We start from the raw sequence: 25,618 nt of genomic DNA on the forward strand, positions 1-25,618 counted from the left end.
AAGTCTTCTCCCAGACGCTGCAGCAGTACGTAGACGGAGATATTGAACACTTGGATGACCTGGAGTACGACCCAGTCTAAATACGCCAAAATCTGGAATGTAGGCTATCTGTCTAAGAGGTGTAATCCTTTTAGCCCATACACCGTCAGTTAATCTGACTGAATGTTCCAACTACATGCCGATGCTATGCCTTGGGATGACCTTGACACCCCAACGACTATTTAATGCAACGTTAGTGGCTCAGAGCGACTTAACAATACCGATCCATGACCTCTAAGTCGCTCATACCGACTTAACGAGGTCTCTCGGCGGCTAGACACCGAGGCTAAGTCGGCCACACCGACTTAACTCTAGAATTTTGAGGAGTTAAGTCGCTCACAGCGACTTAACAATACCGATCCATGGCCTCTAAGTCGCTCATACCGACTTAACGAGGCCTCTCGGCGGCTAGACACCGAGGCTAAGTCGGCCACACCGACTTAACTCTGAAATTTGGAGGAGTTAAGTCGCTCACAGCGACTTAACAATACCGATCCATGGACTCTAAGTCGCTCATACCGACTTAACGAGGCCTCTCGGCGGCTAGACACCGAGGCTAAGTCGGCCACACCGACTTAACTCTAGAATTTTAAGGAGTTAAGTCGCTCACAGCGACTTAACAATACCGATCCATGGACTCTAAGTCGCTCATACCGACTTAACGAGGTCTCTCGGCGGCTAGACACCGAGGCTAAGTCGGCCACACCGACTTAACTCTAGAATTTTGAGGAGTTAAGTCGCTCACAGCGACTTAACAATACCGATCCATGGACTCTAAGTCGCTCACAGCGACTTAACGATGCCTCTCGACGGCAAAACGCCGGGTTTAGTCGGCAGCCACCCCTTGACCACGCGATCCATCTACCGGCGAGCCCCCTCAAACTCAACTACAGCTCTTCTCCCAACGCTCCTTCTAGGTGGGCAATCAGATGAGATGTACACGCATCCCAGTTCCACTTCGTAATCACATGCTGCTGCTGGCGCACCGCCCTCGGACTCACTTCGAATCTCAGTTCGTAAAGGTTCCGCATTTGGCTGCGCAAGCTGTCGAGCCTTGGATTAGCCCATGTACCGCCTCGTAAACTCGGCCACGTGCTTTGCATTTGCAGTGGCACCTCTCCGATGGTGTAGTCAATGGTGTATGCATCCTCCGCTCGTATGAAATCCATTTGTCCACCCCAACCAGTTACAACCAGCGGTAACCCGGTTGCAGCCGCTTCCAGTAAGGGCAGACCGATCCCCTCCCCGTGCGTTGGCAACACAAAGGTGGAGCAGAATCGGTACAGCTCCGCGAGCTTTACCTCCGCCAGCATACCCTCGTACAAGTAGATGGGTGCCTTGTCATCTGGCGCGAAACGGACGAAGGTCTCTAAGGGCAGCCTAGGTCCATAATGGATCTCGGAAGGGCTCACGCCCGTGTGTTTGAGAACATGGTTCTGTATGCCAGCGCGTTTAACACCAGCACGCTTAACGCCCCGACCTATACGACCGACGGACTTTCCTGCCTTTCCTAGTCGTGTAATCGCTACCATCCCCTGACCTAGGCGGCCAACAGCCTTGCCTGCCATCCCCTGACCTAGGTGACCAACAGCCTTGCCTACCATCCCCTGACCTAGGCGGCCGATAGGCTTGCCCGCTTTTCCCCGGACTGCCCGGCCAACAGCCTTGCCTGCTTTCCGCTGACCTGTCCGGCCAATGGCCTTGCTCACTTCGTCCGGTCTCTTTCGACCTCTCGCCTTACCGGCGGTCTTCACTGCTTTTCCACCCGGCCTCTTGCCAGTTGCATTTGAGCGTTTTCGCCCCGCCGACTGCACCCTCTGCTTGCCCGGTGTCGTGCCGATTCCCTCGCCGTGCGTCTGCTGATACACACGGTATGAGTACTGCAGTTCATCCAAAGCACTCGCTGCCCCACCAGGTACGCTGCCCTGACCAAAGTACCGCGTCTTGATGACGAGACACACATCATCTCGATTGCTGAACTCATCCCAAAACGCATTCAGTAACACATCGTACCCCTTACGAGGCACCCACTCAAAAACCGATAGAAAGCGAAAGTGGGGCCAATCAAACGGATCGGGCTCACCTGGTTGCCTTGGACGAAAGGCGTGAACATCCACTCCCTGTGGGACTACCCAGACGGGGCGAACCACACCTGCATTCATGGCCACTTGAGCCGCCTGTTGAGAAGGTAAGATGAGTGCGTCAACCTGGCTATTGACAGCATCGACCCATTCCTGCGGCATACTCGTTGCTTCTGTGTACGTCATACCAATCGTCAGCCGATCACGCCCCCGCACAAAATCCGTAGGTACCCGGTGGATGATGCGAATGGTATCCTCCGGCTGTGCAGCGGATCGGTTGGCCATTATACGTAGGTCTTGATCCGCGAAATCTGTAGGCTGACCCGCATCTTCCTGAATGGGTGAATCCAACCGGACATCAATGCCTCTCTTGGTGAGTGCGCGAACCATGTTTCTGCATACCGTGGCGTGCCCGTTGGGGCTGTGCCAATTGCCTTCCCACACAACCTGCATCTTCGCAACCCTCTCTTCCTGACTCTCCCTTCCTGACTCTTCCTTCCTGACTCTCTCTTCCTGACTCTCTCTTCCTGACTCTCTCTTCCTGACTCTCTCTTCCTGACTCTCTCTTCCTGACTCTCTCTTCCTGACTCTCTCTTCCTGACTCTCTCTTCCTGACTCTCTCTTCCTGACTCTCCCCTCATGGCCCTTTACGACGACCTTTCACGACAACGTTTGTCCACAGAACAAAACAAGCGAGGCGCTCGCAGTGGAGCGCCACCCTTCATCGGTATTCTGTTGTCGTGTACTCGTAGGTGACGATGAGCACGGGGACGCGGGTCAACGCCCGACGGACCATTACGCCATGGTTCTGCAACGGTAATCGCCGCCAACGTCTGGCAAGGATCGTACACGGCCACTGCATCACCGCTTCATTGCTAAAGCTGCCTTTACGCTGTTGTGCACGCTGACCACCCTGAACACGTCTGCTCTTGTTCGCCGCCAACTTGCGGCTGTTCACGATGGCTCTGCGGCCTTTGTTGGCCGCTAACCCCCGGATCTTGTTGGGAGCTGACCCGCGGACCTGCGCCCGGGCTATCCTCTGTCCCTTGGTGGCGGCTAACCTGCGGCCATTGGCGATGGATCCGCTGCTCTTTGCCCGAGGGGAACCCTGCGCTAAACGGCGGCCCCTTCGGAGGATTCGCCGAGCGCCTGCACCACGGTGCCTCCGCCTGTTCGCAGCAACTCTGGCAAGCCCAACGAACACCCCAGTTCGACCGCCAAACGAAGTTCCAACTGCAACTCCATCCACGGCGCCTCCAGCCCCTTGAGCCACTGCAGCACCTGCAACTCCAGCCACTTCCGCAAGCCCAACGAACACCGCAGCACCTGCTACGTTGCCAGCACCTGCACTGCCAAGCCCTGCACTGCCAGGACCCGCAGCAGCCCGGACGATCCGCCCAAGCCCCCCGCCTTTGAGAAAGCGGGTCAACGGAAACTTCCGCCCGGCGCTGTCCACCGACCACCCTTCGGTGACGGAGCGTACCAGGGGTTTGCGGGTACCGGATCGCATAGCAAAGTGCATTTCCGCCCGGACAATCCGCATGTGATCCGGTACCTCCTGCAGGTTGAACGACACGTACGTCCTCGGGAGTTTGCCGCGTCCGGGTCGGACAAGTCGGTAGCGGTTCGGGTGCAGAACGATCTGTCCCTGCTTACCGACCACGTGAGCCCGACGCTCAGGAATCGGCATAGCCATCAAGGACTCAAACACCTGCATTGTCTTCTGTGCGACTTCTGACCACTGATGTCTCGCGGCTACGGCCAGGGTCTCCGCAGCGAGTGCGTCTCGGGCGCCCGGCACAAACAGAAGGTGCGTAAACCCGTCCGCAATGCTGTGTACATCTTCCGGATTGACGTAGACTGCCGCATTGCCCGCTGCTTCGGGCAGCGATGTGGTGTTCGATGTGAGCACTGGTGTCCCGCACTGCAGGGCCTCGAGCACTGGCAGGCCCCAGCCTTCGTAGAGGGATGGGAACGCTATGGCAAAAGCCCGGTTGAAAAGACGCAACAATTGCGCCGTCGAGATGCGCCCGGTAAAGTGGACCGCCCCGGCACGTCCGTGCTGCGCCGCTATGTTTTGCAGTTCCTGCCTTAATTCAGCTGGTGCATCCCCGACAATCACGAGTTGGAAATCACGCGGCTGATTGCGAGTAGCCATCGCAAAGGCCTGAACCGTGCGGCGGATGTTCTTCCGGAAGTCGAGTGGGGAAAAAGCCAGCACATACTGGCGATCCGTTGGAAAGACCCCCACGAAGTCATCCAGATGGGCGTCTGGCATGGGGAAGAACAGATCGCTTGCACCGGTCCCAATCGTCGTGATCTTCTCTGCCGGATAACCAAACCGAAGCAGGTCCTGATGGCTATGGTCTGATATGGCCAACATCCCGTCCATTCGGCGCAGCATTTGCGTATGCGCCTCGTAACGCGCCCGGTACTCTGGGGACGGTAGGTACACCTCCGGGTAGATGATGGGAATCAGATCGTAGACGCTTGCTGTCAGACGCACAGGTGATATCTCGGACGATCCGATGACGTCCGGATACGGCACCGACATGGGACTTGGGATGTGGAAGATGTCCAATTGATTGTCGATGATAAACCGCGATAATGCGTCCACGTACTGTGTTCGCGTCATCCCCTCAAATACGGGTTGAAACAGCAGCAGTTCGATGCCGCCCTGTTCCTTGAGGTGCGCTAAGTGGTCAAGCGCATATCTTCCGATCCCGGCATTCGCCATCGCACTCTGGGCAAAGTGCATATCAACCCCTACACGCATAAGGCTCTCTCCTCGCTTTCTTTTGGTCTGTTTCTCTGGCCGATCCGGTGGCGCTCATACCGTGGCTCACCTACGGCTGAGAGCCGAGTGAGTCATGCTCTCCAGCGCAACCAGGTGGTGCCGTCCAGGTGACGCGCACCAGCGACGTCGCATCGCGCAGGCTCACTCGGCCCACACCAGCGACGGCGCATCGCGCAGGCTGACTGGCCTCGCTTACCGGATCGGTCGGCCAACGATGGCCTCGATCGCCTGGATGAACTGCGCACCAGAGTGTCGCCAGGTCCACTGTTCTGCAACGGATCGGCCGTGTTGACCCTTTGCCTTCGCTTCCTCCCGAAATGTGTAGGCACGACGCATCAAGGCTTGCAAGGCGCCGGAATCGGGTTCAGCCCAGAGTTGATCGGGTTGGTACAGGTCGGTGTACCAAAGCGGATGCGCCCGGTCGAGCCGATACGGGATGACATACCCGCTGCTTGGCCCAAAAAAGTCCGTGTGCGCACTCCAGCCCGTGGTGATGACGGGCACCCCGCAGGCCATGCTCTCCAGGATCGGCAGCCCGACACCCTCACCGCGCGTCGGCAGCACGAAACAGTCTGCACCGCGGTACAAATTTGCCATCTGATCCGGTGTGGTCTCCACCGAGATAATCCGCACCTTGGGCGGCCTCGCCTTCGGCACACCCGATGCCAACTGGTCGTACCACTCCATCGGAAAATCCCCGTTGGCGGCGCGGTAGGTTTTGATGATCAGTGCGACTGGGTCGTCCGCAGTAAACTCCTCAAGGAATGCCCGTACGAGTACATCCGGTCCTTTTCTGTCAGACCATCCAAATACAGATAGGAACACGAATGTGTCATCTGCTTCGCCGAGTCGGTCACGTGGGCCGTTAGGGGTAAACTGAACGGGGTCCACGCCGTACTGCGCTACTTGGATAGGCACCGTGACGCCGGCTTCACGAAACGACTGGCGGTTAAACTCATTTGGAGCGATCAATCCGTCTTGTTGATTAATCCCTTTCACATAGGACGCTGGTGCCTTTGTCGTCTCAAACATGGTGCAGGATATGGTCTTCAGGTACTGACCTTTGTTTGGGTAGTCGACGTCCAAAGTGATCAAAACCCGCTCGGATTGCAGGGGCTTCTGCTCCATGCGTTGCAAGCGATCGACGATGGCAGGTTCGAGGTTCCCACCGTGCGGGCCAATGATGTCGAGCTTTACGTCTACACCGAGGTCTTCCATGGCAAACGCAATCCCTCGTGCAGCGCTGCCCCACCCGGTCGAGGTAAAGAACAAATCACGGAATACAACCTGCAACACCAACACCTCCTCCATTTCTTGCTGTCTTGTGTATGGGTATGGTACGGGCTGGGCCTGGCGTGAGCCGCGCAAGTGGCCGCGCAGGTGGCTGAGCTGGCGTCGGCCTGACTGACCTGCAGTTAGCCTGGCCTGTGCGCCTCCTGCGGTGCGGCTTGTGCGCCTCCTGCGTTAGCCTGGCGTGTGTACCTTTTAAACGCGATCGCGCCAGTAATCGAGCATATCCTGCAAGGTCTTGTGGAACGGCACCTCTGGGCGCCATCCGGTCTTTGACATAAACCGTGTGGCATCGCAGTGCAGGATCATGACGTCGGATGGGCGCATACGCGCTGGGTCCTGACGGACCTCAATCTTGGTATCAGTCAGCTTCAGGAGTTCATCGAGCGCATCACCAATTCGCCACGTAGTCCCCGTGCCAATGTTGTAGACTTCGCCAGGAGTACCGTGATCGAGCGCCAAAGTATAAGCACGAACCACGTCCCGGACATCGGTGAAATCGCGAACAGCATCCAGGTTTCCGACGTGGAGCACCGGAGGCTTCAGGCCCTTCTCAATCTCACCGATCTGCTTGGCAAAATTCGAGAGCACAAACGCCTCACCACGCCTCGGGCCTTCGTGGTTAAAGGTGCGCGTCCGAACGATGTGCAGCCCGTAGCTCTCGTGATACTGATAGCCGAGGAGGTCCTGGGCAACCTTGCTCACTCCGTACGGACTAAGCGGCCGGAGCGGGTTCTCCTCATGAATGGGTGTCTCTTCCGGATAGACCATGCCGTACTCTTCACTTGAGCAGGCAATCTGGATCCGGCAATTCAGCAACCCCTGCTTCCGCACCGCCTCAAACAGGTTTAACTCGCCGACAATGTTGTTCACCATCGTGTCCTGGGGTGAGTTCCAAGACGTCGGAACAAAGCTTTGCGCAGCCAGGTGGTAAATGCGATCGGGCTTCACCTGCTCTATCAACTGTTGCACCGAAACCGGGTCTTTCAGCTCGCATTCCATCAGGTGAATCTTTGATAGGATGGGTTGAATATGATCCATGCGGCTGCGCACACGGTACGTCCCGTACACCTCGTCTCCCTTCGCAAGCAGGTACTCAGCCAAGTGGCTGCCGACAAACCCGGTCACTCCAGTAATCAAAACCTTCAAAACTTCCACCTCACAATTCTCATGATGTCGATTCTCGTTGTGTGTCCCGGTGGGCCGTGATGGCTTCGTAGCTGGGTAAGTAGTGTGGTCGGTAGTATGGTCCGTAGTAAGGTCGATAGTGTAGTCGGTAGTATGGTCCGTAGTAAGGTCGGTAGTGTGGTCGGTAGTATGGTCGGTAGTAAGGTCGGTAGTAAGGTCCGTAGTGTGGCGGGCCCGCCCCGGAGCCACCTACAAAAGGTCCTCGTAGCCTCGTTCCTTCAGGAGTCGTCGAAACTTCTTCACATCTTGATCGCGATCACGATGACAAATAAACACGGTATCCTCTGTATTGACGACAATCAGGTTCTGGACCCCAAGGAGTCCGACAAGTTTCTGACCGGTGTCGACTAAACAACCGTCTGCATCCATGGCAACAACGTTTTTCCCGCTGGAGCCTTTCCCGAGTTTGGAGAGTAACACTGACCAGGTGCCTAGATCGGTCCACTCGAACTCTCCCGGCACCATATACAGCTCAGGAGCCCTCTCCACAATCGAGTACTCAAAGGACTGTTTGGGCATCTGCTGATACTTCGCCTTGAGCGCAGCGAATGACGCGTTCGTATCGGAGCTAGCGATCCGTTGCACGACTCCGGCTTCCGACGAATCTTTGCTGGAGCCTTCGTCCCTTTTGCCCGCTTGTGTCGTCGGCTCGACCATCATGCCGGCCTTCAGCATGGCCTCCATTTCGGATAGCCTCTCACACTCCTTTGGCATCAGTTCGTGAAACAGGTTCCAAATGGTTGAGACTTTCCAGACGAACATTCCTGCATTCCAAAAGTAGTCACCTTGCGCAAGGTACTTCTGGGCTTGCACCTCGTCCGGTTTCTCAACAAATCTCCTCACCTGACGCGCCGTTTGACCGACTTTATCCGGTGTGCATTGAATGTATCCGTACCCTGTTGCTGGGTAGTCCGGCTGGATTCCGATTGTCACAATACCGTCGGTGTTCCGTGCGATCGCGATCGCTTCCTGCAACGTCTTGATGTATTGTGAGTCGTCTCCTACATAGGCGTCAGTAGGTAAAATCACCACCACGTCATCTGGGGAGGCTCCTTGATTTTTAAGCCACATCGTGGCGTACCCCAGAGATGCTGTCGTACTGTGCTGCATTGGTTCCACAATCATCTGTGACACCGGGATTTCTGGTGCTTGACTCTCAATGTGTTGAAGGTACTCCGGTGGTGTCACCGCATAGACTGAGTCTTTCGGAACCAATGACATGACGCGAGACAAAGTTTGTTGGAACAGCGTTTTTCTGGTGCCAAGTGACATGAATTGCTTTGGAATCGACTTTCGGCTCTTTGGCCACAGTCTCGTTCCGCTCCCCCCAGTCATCAACAGCACCTTTACTGATGACTCCACACAATCGCTCCTTTCACCACATTTACGGACATCCTATTCGAGCGACGGTGGTGGCGTTATGGACAAGAATCTCGGCCCACAAAGCCCGTCCATAAAAGCGGCGAATGAGACCCGTATCAAGGAAGCCAGCTTGTGTCGGAGGCTCTGTACGGCTTCGAGGGGTGGCTTGGGGGTGGCTTGGGGGTGGCTTGGGGTGGCTTGGAGGAACGCAAAAAAGGCCGCCTTCCAGCGACCTACGTTTGGTTTGTGAGCCTGTCAAAACAAGGCCAAAATTTACCGTTAACCGGATATATTGCGATGGCGGGCGACTATTAACGCACCAAATTTCCCTTACAGTCTCACCAAGCTCAAATTTATAGGAGGATTTCCGCTATAGCGGAAATCTCTTCCTTTATTTCTTCGGGTATCGGCGAATGTGGGCCGATAAGGGAAGTTTTTACCGTTAGCTAGGCGGCGTTGTGAGTCCCTTAAACCTACCTGGAATCAACCCGCCTGACTTTAGCGGAACTCTGTTCCTTTAGCACCGCCCGACCCCACCGACCCTCCGTACATATCGGAACTCTGTTCCTCTACAGCAAAAGAAATCGCAGCCCCCTCGTCCTAGAGGAACTGCGATCGTGTACAGCAGCGTGTGAACAAACCGAAAATCGCCACCCAGGTGGCAACAACAAAGGCGTCCGATCCGTAAACAGCCGCATGATGCCCAACCTCACTCAGGACTCCACGGACACCCACTAAGCGGCGAGCCCTCCAGCCACTACGGCGTTACCTTGGAACGGTGGATGAGGTGCTCCATCAACTGAACAACCTGATCGCGCAGTTCCGGATTTTGCAGCGCGAATTCCAGAGTTGCTTCAATAAAGCCGAACTTCTCCCCAACGTCGAATCGATCTCCCCCGTATGGATACGCGAGCATCGGCTGACTCCGATTGAGCTCAACAAGCGCGTCCGTCAACTGGATCTCCCCGCCGACACCGATCTTGCCTTGCTCCAAATAACCAAAAACCTCTGGCGTGAGTACATATCGACCGATGATGGCCAAGGTTGAAGGTGCATCTTCAGGAGAAGGCTTCTCAACGAGATTGCGTACTCGTGTAGTCCCATCGCTCAACATGTCGCCATCTACAATACCGTACCGTGACACATGCTCGAGCGGCACCTGACGGACCGCCAAAACCGATCCATGTGTTTCCTCACACAACTTTGTCATGCTGTGAAGACTTGGCGCTCCGTTTCTTACAATGTCATCACCGAGCAAGACCGCAAAGGGTTCATTGCCAATGAATCGCCTTGCACACCAAATCGCATGCCCTAGTCCCAACGGGCGAGGTTGGCGAATGTAGTGAATGTTGGCCAGATCGCTGATGGAACGGATATGTTCCAATAGTTCGTATTTTTGCTTGGACAACAACAACTCTTCCAGTTCCACAGAGCTGTCGAAGTGATCTTCAATGGCCCGCTTCCCCTTGCCAGTCACGATGATGATGTCTTCAATTCCCGCTTCTACAGCCTCTTCTATGATGTACTGAATGGTTGGTTTGTCTACAATCGGAAGCATTTCCTTCGGCATCGCCTTCGTGGCAGGCAAGAACCTTGTCCCCAGTCCCGCTGCGGGAATAACCGCTTTCCGAACCCGGTAATCTCCCATTTAACGCACCCCTTTAATACACCCGCGCAGCAGCACAGGCCTGTTACCATTTATTAGTTTCAGTCATTATATCACGATTTTGCAGCCACGCCCTCCCGTTCAATCGGAGTGGTCCTTACAGCATACATCACGCTGCCAAACCGATTATAAAAAGGTTACAACAGAAAATTGGCTCTACAAGGTTATACCCCCACCACCGGGCGGTTTATTTGACCGCTTACGTGATATGTAAAACTTAATACAATATGAGCTTTAGAAAATAACTTACACCGTCGAACTTCTTCATAGTATGCGTGCTGTGTATCATCCTGTTCTACTCGTGTAAGGCGTCAGGATCGACAAGGCAAATTCTCTTATAAAGGTAAACTAATTAATGACGCTCCTAAAACAAAATGCAAAAAGAGATCGTTCAAATGATGTAGTACCAGATGCCGATCCTAAACAAGACGTAGAACAAGTCAGGCTAAGCTGAGATGGGCATAATACTTTCACAGGATTTTAATCCACAATTTACCTTTATGTATTCACCTAGTGTAGATTCGATTTTTATAAGGGCCCAAAACGCGTTACACATGTTGCAGTCCTAGCCAAATTCGTGAATTTTGTTTTTTTCCTGTATCCGTTTCTACAAAACTTCCCCATTTTTGAAACAATCATTGTATGTATACCACCATACATTGATCGTATCGGTTGTTTTAACTGAAGGAGTTGTATCCTGATTGCCGTTTGGACAAATACGCGTAGATTTCCTTCCCCCTTCGGCTACATTGCATCATATTGGGGTCGCCGTACAGAGCGCTAGAACCCTTGGACTTGATGGAATTTTGATGACTCACGATCCGATTCAAAAGGTCAATGTGGGATTCATCAACGTGGGGGATTCCTGTGTCGAAGTGATTGAACCCGCAAGCTCCGATTCCCCAATAATCAACAGTCTGAAAAAGGGTATCAAGATCGTTCACATCTGTTACGAAGTTGACGATATACAGGATGCGATACAAACTGCTGAACTCAAAAAATTCAAAGCCATTAAGCAACCCGTTCCGGCGGTGGCATTTGCGGGTCGGCTAATCGCTTGGGTCTATAGCCCAACGTGGGGGTTGTACGAACTGTTGCAAAGGGAGCCTTGAAATGGACATTGTGCCGTATGACCAAACCCGTTGGGAAGATCTCATTACTTTTCTAAAGGAGAATTGGGCACCAAACCATGTAGTCTACGACTCCACAATTTTTGACTGGCAATATCGATGCAAAGACTGGAACGATGACTCTCATTCCTTGCTCGTTGTAGATGAGAAGAAAATTCTCGGATTTTTGGGGAACATTCCTGGCCAGTACCAATTTGATGGAAAAACGATATACGGCGATGCTCTCACGATGTGGGTCGTCGACGAATCACTACGAAATCGCGGTCTCGGTGTGCTGTTGATACGACAAACTGAAAAGAACGTACCAGTTACACTGACACTAGGTTGTAATCAAAACGTCGTTTCAATGTATGAACGAATGGGTTATTCCGTACTGTCTCGTCTAAATCGTTACGTTGCTCCACTTAGTGCTTCTGAATACAGAAAGCTTCTGATTGAGCCTCGCCAAGATGTGGACATTGAAATTTGGGCAAATCGAGTTCGAAACGAGGCTTGCAAAACTTCACCGGCCAGACCGCTGGAACACATTAATGTAACTGCTCTTGAGCGTCTGTTTCAATCTAGTATCGTAGGAAATTTTCGGTTTACACAAAACCGAAACGCGAACTTTTGGACATGGAGGTATATTGAAAATAAGGGTTTTTCTTACATTTTTTTTGGTTCCCCCACCGAGGAGGGAATCATTGTCGCCAGAGTGGAACGCGCATATGCACCTGCACAGCTTGATGTCCATGGGTTGAAAGTCTTACGTCTAATTGAACTCATTCCGTTTCACGATCGCGTTTGGAACGGCGTTCGTTCTGACACGTTTGTACACCTAATCCGTTCCGTGCTGCGATGGGCGATTGATGAAGGTTGTGTTGCGGTCGATTATCAATCGAGTACCAGTCGACTAGAACATGTTCTCTTCGATGTAGGTTTCACAAGGGAGGATGAGACAACTGGTCTTGCTCAACTATTCCAGCCTTACCGACCAAAAGCAACACCAATTAATTTCGTTTGGAAGGTTAGAGGTAGAGACAACAAGCCCATTCAACTGTCACCGGATGAAACATATTTTGTCAAAGCGGACTGTGATATGGATCGACCAAACATCTGGCCAACACCTACTTATTGAATGACAGGGGTATCAAGTATGAAAAGAGCAGTAGTATTCGGGGCGGGTGACGGAGGTCTTCGTGTCTCGTATCTATTAAGTGATGAATTTGAAATTGTGGCTTTTGTTGATAATGATCCATCAAAGCAAGGATCCAAATTTCTAGGCAAACAGGTCTACTCTCCTAAAGCCTTGCAGGTTATTCCATATGACCTAATTATAATTGGGAACATTCACGGAGAACAAGTGATGGTACAACTGCGTGAACTTGGAATTTCGGACTCAGTAGTCGTAGATTATTACCAAAATGAGATTTTCAACGTGCGTACAGCGACGCTCAAGCTTGTAGCAGATGAGATTCATTCTCGACGATTGCATGGTAGTGTTGCAGAACTCGGGGTATTTCGTGGAGATTTTGCGAGAGAAATCGGACGAGTCTTCCCGCAACGAACATTTTATCTATTTGACACGTTTGAAGGGTTTTCGGAAAGTGACATTAAGACAGAGATGGCCTTTGGATACTCGGACTCACGTATTGGAGAGTTCTCCGCTACTAGCGAGGAGTTGGTTTTGCATAAGATTCCAGATCCAAATAGGTGTGTCGTTCGAAAAGGATATTTTCCCGAGACGTCAAACGGCCTGGAAGAAGAATTCGTCTTCGTCAGTCTCGACGTGGACCTGTTTGCACCGATTTATGCAGGCCTGCAGTACTTTTATCCACGCTTAGTTTCCGGTGGATATATCTTTGTTCACGACTACAATAGTTCCCGCTTTCACGGCACGAAAGAGGCAGTCAATCGATTCCGAGCGGAGTATTCCGTCCCTTGTGTGCCGATTCCAGACCTCTGTGGAAGCATCATTATCACGAAACCATAGTGGCTCTGAACCCAGAATGAGTGGCAATAATATGATTTCTCCCAAATCGGTGAGATAATTGCTTTATACTTGAAAGGCGTTGAAAATTGCATGACCACGCTCAAAACTGTTTTTGTTGCTGATACTGTCGTTGATCCAATCTTGAAGCACTTCTCTAGAGCAGAACACGACATTCGCATTGAGGCGACGGTTGCTCCTTACAATCAGGTTACACAAATTCTACTTAATGACACAGATGGAGTGTGGCAATCAAACCCTGATCTTTGTGTAGTCTGGACAACACCTGAGCGTTTGTTCCCACCCTTTGCGCGCCTACTGAATTTCGCGTCTATATCTCAAGAAGCAATTCTCTCTGAAGTCGATGCTTTCGTGCGCATAGTCCGTAAGGCGGCGTCTCGCGTCAAACTCCTGTTCATCGTGTCATGGAGTCTACCCCCACATATGCGCTGGATTCAGGCCATCACCATGAAACATCGCACAGGGGTATCAAACATACTCATGCACATGAATCTTCGCCTGGCTGAACAATTGGCAGACATAAAAAACGTCGTCTTGCTAGATTCGTCATATTGGTATGCATCATTACAGAAGCCTAGCTACGATCCGAAGCTATACGCCGTCGGCAAGGTTCACTATTCTCGCGAATTTTTCGTTAAGGCCGCAAATGAAATCGTATCGGTGGCTTCTGGTGCAGTAGGAAAGACGAAAAAGCTCATTGTGTGTGACCTAGACAACACCCTGTGGGGCGGCGTCATTGGAGATGACGGAATAAACCACATCAAACTTGGTGGCATCGACCCGATTGGGGAGAGTTTCGTGGCATTTCAAAAGAGCCTTAAAGCCCTATCATCGCGAGGAATTCTACTTGCTATCGCCAGTAAGAATGAGGAATCAATCGCACTTGACACCATCCAAAATCATTCTGAAATGATTCTGCGCAAGGAAGACTTCGTAACATGGCGGATCAATTGGGAAGACAAGGCACAAAACATTATAGATATGGTGAAAGAATTAAATATTGGTATAGATGCGGTTGTGTTCTTCGATGACAATCCTAGTGAACGAGACAGGGTTCGCATGGCATTGCCGGAAGTGTATGTTCCAGACTTACCACAGGACGTGACAGCCTACCCGTCGTTCTTATCTAATCTTGCCTGTTTTGAGACGATAAACATCACTCATGAAGATAGGGGACGGACACAACTTTATAAAGCCGAACAGAGCCGGAACATTGAGTTGTCTAGTTCTTCATCATTTCAAGAATGGCTACAATCACTCGAAATTGAGGTCATTATGTCACCCGTGACGGAGCAGAACCTTACCCGTGTCGTCCAACTGATGAACAAGACAAACCAGTTCAACCTCTCTACTCGCCGGATGACCGAAGATGAATTCCTTGGCTGGCTTCATCAAGAAACAGCCGATGCGGTCACCTTTCGTGTCAAAGATCGGTTTGGTGACTTGGGTCTGATTGGCGTGGTATCGACCATCGGGAATGGAGAGGGGGCTCGGGAGATTGTTGACTTCGTGATGAGCTGTCGAGCAATGGGCAAGCAAGTAGAGCATGCGATTCTCTATATGGTCGCTGTTCGACTAATGAATTCGGGACTTCGTTCGTTGAAAGCCGCGTATAAGGAAACTCCCAAAAACAAGCCCATATTAGAGTTCCTCAGACCTCAACTGAAAACTAACGAACAACACATGATTGATCTCGATAAGGTGTGCAAACCTAACCACATTCGTATCAGCGAAGAATGAAACTAACGAGAGAAGGTTCAAGGAATGAATACAGACTTTAAGACACTACAAATCCTCATGAGTGACGTATTTACAGTTCCAATGGAGACAATTACAGAAGACCTCAAGCTTGGGGACCTTACTGAATGGGACTCTCTTGGGCACCTCAATTTGTTCATGGAGATTGAATCTACCTTTGGTGTTTCGTTTTCCGCGGACCAAATGGTCGAGACGACGTCTGTACAAGCGATTCTCCATCTGTTGGCTACGGTGAATGCATAATGCTTACCGTTGTTATGTACCACTATGTCCGGGAACTCGAACGTTCCTTTTACAAGGGAATCAAAGGTCTTTCCGTCCAAGGCTTTAAACGCCAATTGGAATGGTTCAAGTCGCGCTATGTTTTTGTAACAACGAACCTGGTAATTGATGCCTATCACGGGGGGGCTAAACTACCGAAAAATTCGATTTTGCTCACTTTCGATGACGGATATGCCGACCATTATCGATATGTGTACCCAATTCTAGACTCTATGGGTATCACAGGAGCATTCTTTCCACCCGTGACGACTATTCGCCACCATAAAGTACTTGATGTGAACAAAATTCACTTTATACTCGCTTCCATAGACAACAAATCCGACATTGTGAAAATGGTCTTCGATCTAATCCGTTCTTACAGTTCCGAGTACAACCTGTTGGCGCCGGAACAGTACTACGAGCAATATGCGCATGCCAATCGATTTGATCCGGCAGAAGTTATTTTTATTAAGCGTATTTTACAGATGGGATTGCCCCATGGGGTGCGCTCATCCATCACACAGACCCTCTTTGATACCTATGTTACAAGTGACGAGGCTGGATTTGCTGAAGAACTATATCTGACCACTGATCAAATTCAGTGCATGGTCCGTGGTGGCATGACCTTTGGGAACCACGGAGGGACACATGTATGGCTTAATACACTCAAAGAACAGGACCAGAAGGCAGAAATTCAAGACTCTCTAAACATGCTTCAATCGTTGGGAGTCGATATGGAAAAATGGTCCATGTGCTATCCCTACGGTGCATACAACGATACCACGTTGTCACTAGTCAAACAGTTCGGCGGGAAAATTGGATTTACCACACAAGTAAGCTTGGCAAACGAATCGACTGATCCGTTACAAATCCCTCGAATGGATACAAATGATTTCCCTCAATAAATACGAAAGCGGGAAGCGCCCGATCGCTTCCCGCCACTGTAAATGTCCAATTTTACTTAAGCAAATGTCCCACGTCTAACGCCCCCTTTGAAAGGAGCCCACAAGCGAAAGTCCACTTACCGCCCTGTGGAAGGCTGTCTGCCGATCACTTTCGTCAATACGTAGAGCACAAGCCCGATAACAAGGGCTATCAAGGCGACGCCAAGTTGTTGACCTGCCTCCTGCGCGAGCAACCAGATGCAGAGTATACCAGCCACAACTGGAATGAGGATCCCGAATGGAAGGCGGAACGGACGTTCCGCATTTTTATCCTTAAACCGTAAGACAATCACCGACACGCAGACAAGCAAGTACTCATACACCCTGGCTGCAACGTTCAAAAGCACAAGCGTGTTGAACGTGCCAGTGGTGGCCGCGATCATGACGAGAATCCCCGTTGTCCAGATGGCGACCACAGGTGTCTTTTGCCCCTCAGAGATGAAGCCGAACACTCCCGGCAGTCCACCGTCGCGCGCGATAGCGTAAAGCTGTCTTGGTGCCGCTAACGCCACACCACTCTTTGTCCCAAAGATCGAGAGAACCGCACCGACGGTCATTACTGTTAGGCCGCCAGCAAACATCGCTTTTCCAGCAGCCGCAAGCGGGGCTTTTGCAGTGGCCAAAGCGGGATCGAGATGCGTTGCCGCAATTTGAATCAACATATAGAACAGGGTCACACCAACCAGGGTGCCGATGACCGCGACAGAGACCGTTTTCCGCGGGTTCACCATCTCACCTGCTGGAATGGTCGCCATTTCAAACCCACCGTACGCAAAAATCAGGACCAGCACTGCTTTCCCGAAACCTCCGCCAGTCATTACTGATGCTGCACCCGGCGACCCGGTGAAATGAATCAGCCCGATGACAATCAGGAGAAGGAGCGGGATCAACTTCGCGATCGAGAAAAATACAATCGCACCCGAACCCCTGCGGACGCCAAACGTGTTCAAGAGACACAGCAAACCGATGACGACGATAATAATGATGTTCTTATACGGAGCGATCACGGGGAACAGAGATGACAAATAACTGAAGAACCCGTTCGACAGTGCCGCCCATCCCGCGACATACGTAAGCCAACTCATCCACCCGACCGTAAATGAGACTGTCTTACCCATCGCGGCTTCGGTATATACCATCGCGCCGCCTGTCTTCGTGAACATACTGCTTGCTTCTGCAAATGAGAGACCGATCAAAATGGCAATGATGCCTGCCACGAGATACGCCCAGACAGCGTTGTGGCCGGCAAGCTTCGCGACCTGGCCCGGCAGAAGAAAAATCCCCCCGCCGACAACCCCATTAATACCAATCAACAGGACCTCTGGGGTCCTGAGCACCTTCTTTAAATTCTCCTCCATACCTAGCAAAACACCTCTAATCCATACTTTTTATATTTATATTGTCGGGTTTGTTTTAGTGGCGGACTTTAGATTAGCCTCACCGGACAGCGATGTCAAGCGTTCTCGGAAGGGGCATGTAAAGAAGGCAGCGCCGGCAAGACGTCAAAAGGTTTCTCACGTAAGGCGTTCGAAGGTTCCCCGCGCAAATGTCAAGAAGGCGTACAGGTCGAAATTAGCCGAACCAGGCGTCTCAACCAGTAGTCTCAACCAGTAGTCTCAACCAGTAGTCTCAACCAGTAGTCTCAGCCAGTCGTATAAACCGGTAGTCTGAGCCGGCCGGCGGCGGCATACGCTGCAAGACGGCGTCAACAGTACAGACACCAATGATTGATACAACAATATTTTACACCGCAGTAAGATAGTGCATCCCGAGAAAACTGATGACACTTTCTGATTTAGTTCAGGCATTCGCAGGATGCTAGATCGGGACGCTGGGATGCAAGTTCACCCCCGCACAAACCTGTTCACTCCCGAATTTGGCCGGCCCCGCGTACGACAAACTTGTATGTGGTCAGTTCCCTGAGTCCCATCGGGCCACGGGCATGCAGTTTTTGAGTCGATATCCCAATCTCTGCCCCATACCCAAATTCAAATCCATCGGTGAAACGAGTCGAAGCATTGTGATAGACAACAGCCGCATTCACAGCATCTAGAAAGCGACTTGCTGCCTCCTGGTCTTCAGTCACGATAGACTCCGAGTGTTGCGTTCCATGCTGTGCGATATGAGCCATAGCTTCTTCCAGACTGTCTACCACTTTGACGGCCAGGATGAGATCTAAATACTCCGTGTCCCAGTCCTCTGAAGTTGCGTCGACAACTCGGGCCTTCGTTAGTGCTCCATCGAAGGTACTCTCAAAGCTACTCTCAAAGCTACTCTCGAAGCTACTCTCGAAGCTACTCTCGAAGCTACTCTCGAAGACACCGACGATGCTCTCGAAGGTACTCCCTTCACTCTTACCTTGTCCGTCCGTCCCCACCACTGCCGATGCCGACAAAGCCTCCATGGTGCGTGGACACGCCCGCACCTCTACTCCAGCGTCGATCAGCGTACCCACAGCAGCAGGCAACCAACTGTCAGCTATGGCTTTATGGACCAGCAAGGTTTCCGCCGCGTTGCAGACGGATGGTCGTTGTGTTTTCGCGTTGAGGATTATCAGGAGGGCTTTATCGAGATCGGCTGCAGCATCTACGTAGACATGACAGTTTCCGACCCCCGTTTCGATGACCGGAACCCGGGCGTTTTCGACCACCCGCTGAATCAGGCCTGCTCCGCCGCGCGGAATCGCAAGATCAACGAGGCCTCGAGCTTCGATTAAGAGGTCCACCGTCGCATGTTCAACCCGTTCAATGAGTTGCACTGCGTCCCGCGGCAATCCCGCGGACTCCAGCCCTTCGTGCAAGGCGGCGACGAGCGCCTGGTTCGACTTAAGGGCTTCTCGCCCGCCGCGAAGGACGATGACATTACCCGTTTTGACTGCAAGTCCGGCTGCATCCACAGTCACATTGGGCCTCGCTTCATAGACCATCGCAATAACCCCCATGGGCACTCGAACTTTAGTGATCTCGAGGCCATTCGGACGGTGGGTGGTTTCGAGGATGTCCCCAACCGGATCGTCTAAGTCGATTAATTGGCGTAGTCCGGTCATCATTTGAGCGATCCGCTCCTCGGTCAACGTGAGCCGATCAATCCGAGCTAGTCCAGCCCCGACCATACCACCATTGTTCCCCGCAGACTCCGAAGCCTCGCCCGCGTGCCTTTGCTTCGCTTGTCGCATTGCCTCCGCCACATCCTCTGCATTCGCGGCGAGAATGTCCTCCTTGTGATGCCACAACGCCTCAGCCATGCGCTCGAGCGCTGTGTTTTTCTGAATCGTCGAGGCCAATCCCAGGGTACCCGTCGCCCTCTTCGCGCGGTGAAGCCGTTCGTAGACGTAATCACGAAGTTCCTGATTGGTCACCATCCATCCCTCCTATGTCCTTACTGGCTCAATCGACAGCCATCTTGTAAACAGTCATCATGCAGCAGCGTCATGTAAGCAGCTGTCACCCTTATACCCGGTCTACCAGTGCCATATCGTTGCGATGCACAACTTCCGGCAGATCCGTCAACCGCTCACCAGATTGCTGTCGGCGTATCAAGAATTCGAGATCGCGTGCGGAAAAGCTGACAATACCTCGTGCGATGGGCGATCCGGTGAGATCAACGAGATCGACCGCGGCACCTTCCCGAAACTCACCTTTCACTTCACGCACACCTGGCAAAAGCAGGCTCGCCGCGTGATTTCTCAACGCCCGGACGGCCCCGTCATCGATGACGAGTTCGCCCTCCGATCTCGATCCGTGGATAAGCCACGCCTTTCGGAGCGAGACAGGCTCAGCCTTCGCGTGGAAGCGGGTGCCAACCGACGTCTTATCGCCGGAGCGCTGGCTGATCGTGTCCGCACGGTTGCAGGGCCCTCCGTTGCCGTTCCCGTTGCCTTGGCCGCTGCCTTGGCCGTTGCCTGCTCCACCCATATCTCCTACACCGTGGATCCGATTGCTAGTGTCTGCAGCGCTACGGTGTCCGATCGTGCCTGGGCTGTCGGGCGATCCGCCAATATCTCTAGTAAGGTGGAGAAGGACGCCCGGCTCTGCCGACGACGCTACTACGACATCACATCCGCCTGCCACAGCAATTTTTGCAGCCCCGACTTTGGTCCGCATGCCACCTGTGCCGACTCGGCTTCCTGAGCCTCCAGCCGCAGCTTCCATCTCCTCGGTGATCTCCCAAACGTCGGAAATTCGAACCGCCAGCGGATCCGTTGCGGGGTTTCCGGTGTACAATCCATCCACATCCGTGAGCAACACCAGTTCGTCGGCTTCCGTCACCAAGGCAACAAGGCTGGCGAGTGTATCGTTGTCACCAAAGCGGATTTCGTCCACAGCGACTGTGTCGTTTTCGTTGACGATTGGAATGATGCCATGGTGCAAGAGCGTCATCAGTGTGTTGCGGACGTGGACGAAGCGGGATCGGTCGGCCGTATCGGATCGCGTTAACAAGACCTGACCAATCGCTAGACCCCAGGCCCCAAACAGTTGCTCGTAGGTGTGCATTAAGACACCTTGCCCCACAGCGGCTGCCGCCTGCTTCTCCGGCATTGTGATGTTGGTGCGGCGCCAACCGAGCTTGCCGATCCCCGCCGCTACAGCACCAGACGACACAAGCACAACCTGCCGACGCCCGGACAGCTGAATTTCAGCCAGTTGGGCAACGAGGCCCTGCAGTCGCTCGACAGAGAGTCGGCCGTCTCCATCAGTGATCGAGCTCGATCCGATTTTCACAACCATCGTTTGCATTCAAGCACCTCCCGGCATCTGCTGATAATCAAGCCAATTCGATCCGTTTTTGACACGTCTGCCGTGTGACACGAACACCCTGTGAACCCGCGCCCTTGGACTCATTGCCATCTCTGGCCTGCGCCCTCTGACACCTGTGTGCGATGAACCTGTACCATGTAACGGCTGTGCCCTTTTAGTCCTGTGCCCTCGGACTCCTGTACCATCTGAACCTGTACCATCTGAACCTGTACCATCTGAACCTGTACCATCTGAACCTGTACCATCTGAACCTGTACCATCTGAACCTGTGCCCTCGGACTCCTTTGCCATCTGACTCCTTTGCGTTGAATAGAAATACAAAAAGCCTCTCATCCATCGAAGGACGAAAGGCTTAATTCCGCGGTACCACCTTCATAATCGTCCGACGCAGCGAAGAGAACTCACGAGCGAAGGCACGATCACTCAACCCAATAACGGCGGGGATCCGTTCCGCTTTTCACGGAAAGCTAAGGAGTCGGGTGCTGATACGTCTTATCCGGCGAAGAATTCCAGCCCATGCATCTTCGCTCTCTGGGACGGATAAAGTGTGATGTATCGCAGTCTCCCTCATGGCCGTCACGATGTTTACGATTGTGTATGTTTATACAATGCTTTCTGACAGTTGTCAAGAGTCAGAGCAAGAGTCAGGTACGAAGCCTTCTGTTGAGGACACTCTTCTCTTCTCTATGCGTTCGAAGGGGGGCATATACCAATCAATGAAGGAGAGTCTTGCCGATGAATGAAGGTCGGTCATCGTGATGGATCATGGACGGACACTGCAATGGATCAAGGGCGGCCATTGCAATGGAGGAAGAGCTTCACTGTGATGGATGAAGCGCCATCACAGCAATGAGAAAGAAAGTTCAACAAAAAATAACTTTTGAGGTCAAAAAGAGGAATCAGATAACTAGAATCAGGGCAACCTGCTAGTGTAGCAAAGTTATCCATGTAAGCTCGATTGGAGGAGTCGAAAATGCAACTTCAAATGAGTGCTGAAGAGGTCATTACGAAAATTAAACAACTTAATGATCAAGGTGAATCTCTGAACAAAAAACGCGTGAAAAAGGCTGATCCGGATTTAATGAAACACGCCCTCTACTACTATCCGAGTTGGGAACATGCCATTCGAGAGACAGGCTTAGAACTACAGTAATCAGTAACCATGGCGAGTTGGCCCGGGCGAGGACCAACCTAGCCCGGGCCAATTGTCACCCCTTTTTGCCGATGAACTTCTCCACTTGATGTGCCACATATTGATGAATTTGCTCACCCGCAGGCCCCGTGCCCAGTAGATCTGACAAATCACCGTAAGCGCGTCCGACTGCCTCTTGCAAAAGTCTAATCCCCATCTGCATTAGTTCATCCCGAGATAATTCCTGTGTATTAATGATTTTCGGAAGAGAAATAAGTCCTTGTCTGTCGACCAGAGGGATATGTATGTCTGCAATGCTGTCGAGAGCATTTGAATCGCAAACCTGTGTACCAGTAGTCTTTAAATCGGAAGCAGATGGAGCGGGAGCCCCTGAATCATGAGCCTGGGAATAGGCCTTGGAATCATGGCCCTTGGAATCACCGCCCTTGGACTCTAGAACTTCTGAATCGCCGTTTTTCTCGTAAACCGTGTCTAGGGGGACAGCGGTGACAGCCGGTACGCTGCATGATTGCTCGGCATTGATCGTCTGTTTTTGGAGCAGAACCTCATTTTGATTGGATGGCTGCCCTACGACATGGAGTTTCCGGCGCGGGTAAAGGACGTACCCTGGAGTACCGTCTTCACCCGATGCACTGCCTTCCCCCGCTTCTCCTCCTGCTGAAGTTGCGGGAAGTGCTTCGCCCTCCAGAGAGGCAGCCACATCGTCATTCTCTGAAGTGGGATTCGCTTTCTCGATAGACTCCGAATCAGAGTCATCTGCGCTGGGTTCAGCAATCGTCGCCGAAGACGTCAGGGCACTGCGACTTAACATCTGTTCTATCTCTTGCTGTTCAACCGCAACATCCTTCAAGCCCCACTTGTTGAGCCAATGAAACAGTGCCGGACCGCTGATACCTTGTTGCTTTGCAATCTTATTCTTACTCTTGCCAGCCGCTCGCTCTCGCAAGTACTCTTCCGGAGTGAGGGAGAAACCCATTGTATCTCGACCTTTCCTTACATACTCCATTCTGCGGTGTTCCATCAGACGAGGAACTTTGCATCCGTGCGTCCACAGCACATCGCCAAGTGAATTCAGCATCTCCAAGTCTCTTGGGGTGTACTTGGATGCAATGGAGGGAGACAATGGAATCCCCATCACTTCACAAGCTACCTGCAGGCTGGTACGACTTGAGATCCACCTGAGCGTCTCATTTAACTGCATCTCGTATTGCTCGGCAAAATCCGTTAGTAGAGCAATCCAATCCAGTTCGTTTGTTGCGGTAGCAGCGTTTACGCCCGTAAGGCGCACCTCATCCAACTGCTGCTTTGATACGCTCATCCTTATCTCCCCTAGACCCATTCTGTGTGTGGAGCTACAGTCGGGGCCTCTACTGCTCTCTCGTCTCAAACTTATCTGTAAGGCCTCTGCATTGGTGAAGGCGCGTATTTTTTTCTCTTTTTACTGCGCCAACTTCAATTTTTACTGACTCGAGTTTTTTCCACTCTCTGTTTTTTCCACTCTATCTCTGCTTTTGGCTTTTGTCTCGTAAATCCTAAATCTCTGTTCGTTCGTGCTTTATCGCGCATAACTGACAACATTCGCTGTCGATACTTGTAAGTTATTCGGTATTTGTCCTGTTTTCCCCTGCCTGAATAGAGTGATTTATATATGTGTGAAATTTTTCCACGACAGCTTGGATGTGCTCCGTTGAGTACAGCCTGGCACGAAAGGTTTCTCCTTTTATTCGGGTGGAAAACACGGTGGAGTGAGCGTGATCGGGCACGAAATCACAGGGGCCAACTTGCCCGGGTCACAAGAAACAAGAGTGGTAAGCAAATATTAACCTGGAGTGAACAGCAATAGGGGAAATTGAGAGGCTTTGGCCGACTTAGCAGGTCCGGCTCAACCCTGAATGACATCGGTAAGTCGCTGGGAGCGACTTAACAACCGGATCGGGGACGACTTAAGTCGCTACAACCGACTAAACATGCGAAATCCGACAGTTTAAGTGGCTCTGACCGACTTAGCAGGACCGGCTCACGCCTGAAGGGCATCGGTAAGTCGCTGGGAGCGACTTACCAACCGGATCGGGGACGACTTAAGTCGCTACAACCGACTAAACACGCGAAATCGGACAGCTTAAGTGGCTGACACCGACTAAGCAGGTCCGGCTCACGCCTGAAGGGCATCGGTAAGTCGCTGGGAGCGACTTAACAACCGGATCGGGGACGACTTAAGTCGCTACAACCGACTAAACATGCGAAATCCGACAGTTTAAGTCGCTACAACCGACTAAGCAGCGCTCGCCCACGCCTGAAGGGCATCGGTAAGTCGCTGGGAGCGACTTAACAACCGGATCGCGGACAGGAGAGATCCTGCACTTTTTCTAATCCATCGGGGCGACCTGAATCTTAACGTTAACCTTAACCTCGGCCTTAACTCCACCCCCACCCCCACATTCACCTTCACCCTCGATCTGTAAGCACCATTGACGTCCACTGCTCATAAACACAGCTCTGTCCCATGGCTCGTCCGTCCATATGTAGGATGTCTCAAGATACGCGTTTTCGATCTCCTTGAGGCGTGCCTTGAGTTCGGACAGGACCGAGGTCGCATCCGTCATCACTCTGTCTGAGAGACGTTGTCTCTCTTCTACGGATAAGTCGCGTTTCCAGTATCCCAAGAGATGGTAGGCCGTGTTTCTCAGTGCAGAATTCGTCACCGGATCGGCTTCAATACGCTTTACATGTGAGAGCCACCTGTATAAGGGAAGCGGATCGTGTAGGAGAGATGCCTCTTCTCCTGCCTTTCTAAGTTCCGCAGACAGTTCCTTAACGAACCGGTAATTCCTTGCCATGACAGCGTATTTCACGTCTCTCCAAAACGCCTCGCAGCCTTTGTACAACAGCTCCACACGTGTCTCAGATCCGGAAGCTTCCATCCTCGTTCACCCCGCGCACAACTTCCAAAGCATCGTTGTATGTGAAGCAGGCACCTTGAGCCAACCCTTAGGCAGCAGTAGTTTGAGAGCCTTCCCAGGGTGCCTGCATTGTCAGCCTCTTGTACACCGTCTCATCTGCCAAAAAAAGCACGGTCTGTTTGCCCACATCGAAGCGGGTTTGCTCACTGGAGACAGGTCTGCCCACATGGAGGCAAGTCTGCTCACATGGAGCGAGTTTGCCCACACAGAGGCGGGTTTGCCCACATGGAGGCAGGTCTGCC

At 52.2% G+C, this 25,618-nt stretch carries 20 protein-coding genes; 8 read left to right on the forward strand and 12 right to left on the reverse strand.

Annotation, left to right across the window (positions count from 1 at the left end; genetic code table 11):
• Positions 1-926 precede the first annotated feature (926 nt).
• The 5 genes from AN477_RS17360 to AN477_RS17380 all read right to left on the reverse strand — a co-directional run bounded on the left by AN477_RS17360 (position 927) and on the right by AN477_RS17380 (position 8,757).
• Entirely contained in the window at positions 927-2,573 is a 1,647-nt protein-coding gene (locus AN477_RS17360; protein WP_054970443.1) for a glycosyltransferase, read from the reverse strand.
• 268 nt (positions 2,574-2,841) lie between these two features.
• Positions 2,842-4,896 (reverse strand): glycosyltransferase family 4 protein, encoded by a 2,055-nt coding sequence (locus AN477_RS17365; protein ID WP_054970444.1) that lies wholly within the window; start codon positions 4,894-4,896, stop codon positions 2,842-2,844.
• 213 nt (positions 4,897-5,109) lie between these two features.
• On the reverse strand, positions 5,110-6,210 hold the full coding sequence (locus tag AN477_RS17370) for a glycosyltransferase family 4 protein (RefSeq protein ID WP_054970445.1): 1,101 nt from the start codon (positions 6,208-6,210) through the stop codon (positions 5,110-5,112).
• A 192-nt stretch (positions 6,211-6,402) separates the two neighbouring features.
• The gene (locus AN477_RS17375) at positions 6,403-7,356 is read right to left on the reverse strand and encodes a GDP-mannose 4,6-dehydratase (RefSeq protein ID WP_054970546.1); all 954 of its coding nucleotides are present in this window, start codon (positions 7,354-7,356) and stop codon (positions 6,403-6,405) included.
• A gap of 228 nt (positions 7,357-7,584) precedes the next feature.
• Positions 7,585-8,757: a mannose-1-phosphate guanylyltransferase gene (locus AN477_RS17380; protein ID WP_054970446.1), complete on the reverse strand. Its 1,173-nt coding sequence runs from the start codon at positions 8,755-8,757 to the stop codon at positions 7,585-7,587.
• Between the two features lie 132 nt (positions 8,758-8,889).
• Here AN477_RS17380 and AN477_RS17385 point away from each other — a divergent pair, with 132 nt between their 5' ends.
• Entirely contained in the window at positions 8,890-9,072 is a 183-nt protein-coding gene (locus AN477_RS17385; protein ID WP_054970447.1) for a hypothetical protein, read from the forward strand.
• Between the two features lie 442 nt (positions 9,073-9,514).
• On the opposite strand, the gene galU is transcribed toward AN477_RS17385, so the two are convergent.
• The gene (gene galU, locus AN477_RS17390; RefSeq protein ID WP_054970448.1) at positions 9,515-10,405 is read right to left on the reverse strand and encodes a UTP--glucose-1-phosphate uridylyltransferase GalU; all 891 of its coding nucleotides are present in this window, start codon (positions 10,403-10,405) and stop codon (positions 9,515-9,517) included.
• 719 nt (positions 10,406-11,124) lie between these two features.
• Here galU and AN477_RS17395 point away from each other — a divergent pair.
• The 6 genes from AN477_RS17395 (at position 11,125) to AN477_RS17420 (ending at position 16,467) form a co-directional block, all read left to right on the forward strand.
• Positions 11,125-11,535: a VOC family protein gene (locus AN477_RS17395; RefSeq protein WP_054970449.1), complete on the forward strand. Its 411-nt coding sequence runs from the start codon at positions 11,125-11,127 to the stop codon at positions 11,533-11,535.
• A 1-nt stretch (position 11,536) separates the two neighbouring features.
• On the forward strand, positions 11,537-12,670 hold the full coding sequence (locus AN477_RS17400; RefSeq protein ID WP_054970450.1) for a GNAT family N-acetyltransferase: 1,134 nt from the start codon (positions 11,537-11,539) through the stop codon (positions 12,668-12,670).
• An 18-nt stretch (positions 12,671-12,688) separates the two neighbouring features.
• Positions 12,689-13,525, forward strand: coding sequence for a TylF/MycF/NovP-related O-methyltransferase (locus tag AN477_RS17405; RefSeq protein WP_054970451.1), 837 nt, complete (start codon positions 12,689-12,691; stop codon positions 13,523-13,525).
• A 90-nt stretch (positions 13,526-13,615) separates the two neighbouring features.
• The gene (locus tag AN477_RS17410; RefSeq protein WP_054970452.1) at positions 13,616-15,283 is read left to right on the forward strand and encodes an HAD-IIIC family phosphatase; all 1,668 of its coding nucleotides are present in this window, start codon (positions 13,616-13,618) and stop codon (positions 15,281-15,283) included.
• Between the two features lie 24 nt (positions 15,284-15,307).
• The gene (locus AN477_RS17415) at positions 15,308-15,544 is read left to right on the forward strand and encodes an acyl carrier protein (protein ID WP_054970453.1); all 237 of its coding nucleotides are present in this window, start codon (positions 15,308-15,310) and stop codon (positions 15,542-15,544) included.
• Positions 15,544-16,467 (forward strand): polysaccharide deacetylase family protein, encoded by a 924-nt coding sequence (locus AN477_RS17420; protein WP_083486400.1) that lies wholly within the window; start codon positions 15,544-15,546, stop codon positions 16,465-16,467. Before AN477_RS17415 ends, AN477_RS17420 begins: the two co-directional genes overlap by 1 nt.
• A gap of 116 nt (positions 16,468-16,583) precedes the next feature.
• Here the strand turns inward: AN477_RS17420 and AN477_RS17425 are convergent, their stop codons facing one another.
• The 4 genes from AN477_RS17425 to AN477_RS17440 all read right to left on the reverse strand — a co-directional run bounded on the left by AN477_RS17425 (position 16,584) and on the right by AN477_RS17440 (position 21,523).
• Positions 16,584-17,864 carry an APC family permease gene (locus AN477_RS17425; protein ID WP_054970454.1) on the reverse strand — a complete coding sequence of 427 codons (1,281 nt, stop codon included), beginning with the start codon at positions 17,862-17,864 and terminating at the stop codon, positions 16,584-16,586.
• Positions 17,865-18,370: 506 nt separating this feature from the next.
• A complete protein-coding gene (locus AN477_RS17430; protein WP_169787920.1) occupies positions 18,371-19,864 on the reverse strand; it encodes a glutamate-5-semialdehyde dehydrogenase in 1,494 nt (497 codons plus the stop codon).
• Between the two features lie 91 nt (positions 19,865-19,955).
• Positions 19,956-21,242, reverse strand: a complete 1,287-nt coding sequence (gene proB, locus AN477_RS17435) for a glutamate 5-kinase (protein ID WP_054970456.1) — start codon at positions 21,240-21,242, stop codon at positions 19,956-19,958.
• A gap of 101 nt (positions 21,243-21,343) precedes the next feature.
• Entirely contained in the window at positions 21,344-21,523 is a 180-nt protein-coding gene (locus tag AN477_RS17440; RefSeq protein WP_054970457.1) for a hypothetical protein, read from the reverse strand.
• Between the two features lie 713 nt (positions 21,524-22,236).
• Between AN477_RS17440 and AN477_RS17445 the strand changes: the two genes are divergently transcribed.
• Entirely contained in the window at positions 22,237-22,416 is a 180-nt protein-coding gene (locus tag AN477_RS17445) for a hypothetical protein (RefSeq protein WP_054970458.1), read from the forward strand.
• 55 nt (positions 22,417-22,471) lie between these two features.
• Here the strand turns inward: AN477_RS17445 and AN477_RS17450 are convergent, their stop codons facing one another.
• Together AN477_RS17450 and AN477_RS17455 are read right to left on the reverse strand one after the other, a co-directional pair.
• Positions 22,472-23,734 carry a hypothetical protein gene (locus AN477_RS17450; RefSeq protein WP_054970459.1) on the reverse strand — a complete coding sequence of 421 codons (1,263 nt, stop codon included), beginning with the start codon at positions 23,732-23,734 and terminating at the stop codon, positions 22,472-22,474.
• 1,048 nt (positions 23,735-24,782) lie between these two features.
• Entirely contained in the window at positions 24,783-25,337 is a 555-nt protein-coding gene (locus AN477_RS17455) for a DUF1722 domain-containing protein (protein ID WP_054970460.1), read from the reverse strand.
• Between the last annotated feature and the right edge of the window lie 281 nt (positions 25,338-25,618).

It is taken from the genome of Paenalicyclobacillus ferrooxydans (assembly GCF_001399675.1).
Lineage (GTDB): Bacteria > Bacillota > Bacilli > Alicyclobacillales > Alicyclobacillaceae > Alicyclobacillus_B > Alicyclobacillus_B ferrooxydans.

Excerpts from the sequence above, each read along its gene's own strand:
- AN477_RS17360 (WP_054970443.1), bottom strand. The coding sequence starts at position 2,573 with ATGCAGGTTGTGTGGGAAGGCAATTGGCACAGCCCCAACGGGCACGCC.
- AN477_RS17365 (WP_054970444.1), bottom strand. The coding sequence starts at position 4,896 with ATGCGTGTAGGGGTTGATATGCACTTTGCCCAGAGTGCGATGGCGAAT.
- galU (WP_054970448.1), bottom strand. The coding sequence starts at position 10,405 with ATGGGAGATTACCGGGTTCGGAAAGCGGTTATTCCCGCAGCGGGACTG.
- AN477_RS17400 (WP_054970450.1), top strand. The coding sequence starts at position 11,537 with ATGGACATTGTGCCGTATGACCAAACCCGTTGGGAAGATCTCATTACT.
- AN477_RS17405 (WP_054970451.1), top strand. The coding sequence starts at position 12,689 with ATGAAAAGAGCAGTAGTATTCGGGGCGGGTGACGGAGGTCTTCGTGTC.
- AN477_RS17410 (WP_054970452.1), top strand. The coding sequence starts at position 13,616 with ATGACCACGCTCAAAACTGTTTTTGTTGCTGATACTGTCGTTGATCCA.
- AN477_RS17415 (WP_054970453.1), top strand. The coding sequence starts at position 15,308 with ATGAATACAGACTTTAAGACACTACAAATCCTCATGAGTGACGTATTT.
- AN477_RS17420 (WP_083486400.1), top strand. The coding sequence starts at position 15,544 with ATGCTTACCGTTGTTATGTACCACTATGTCCGGGAACTCGAACGTTCC.
- AN477_RS17425 (WP_054970454.1), bottom strand. The coding sequence starts at position 17,864 with ATGGAGGAGAATTTAAAGAAGGTGCTCAGGACCCCAGAGGTCCTGTTG.
- proB (WP_054970456.1), bottom strand. The coding sequence starts at position 21,242 with ATGCAAACGATGGTTGTGAAAATCGGATCGAGCTCGATCACTGATGGA.
- AN477_RS17440 (WP_054970457.1), bottom strand. The coding sequence starts at position 21,523 with ATGGTACAGGTTCAGATGGTACAGGTTCAGATGGTACAGGTTCAGATG.
- AN477_RS17445 (WP_054970458.1), top strand. The coding sequence starts at position 22,237 with ATGCAACTTCAAATGAGTGCTGAAGAGGTCATTACGAAAATTAAACAA.
- AN477_RS17450 (WP_054970459.1), bottom strand. The coding sequence starts at position 23,734 with ATGAGCGTATCAAAGCAGCAGTTGGATGAGGTGCGCCTTACGGGCGTA.
- AN477_RS17455 (WP_054970460.1), bottom strand. The coding sequence starts at position 25,337 with ATGGAAGCTTCCGGATCTGAGACACGTGTGGAGCTGTTGTACAAAGGC.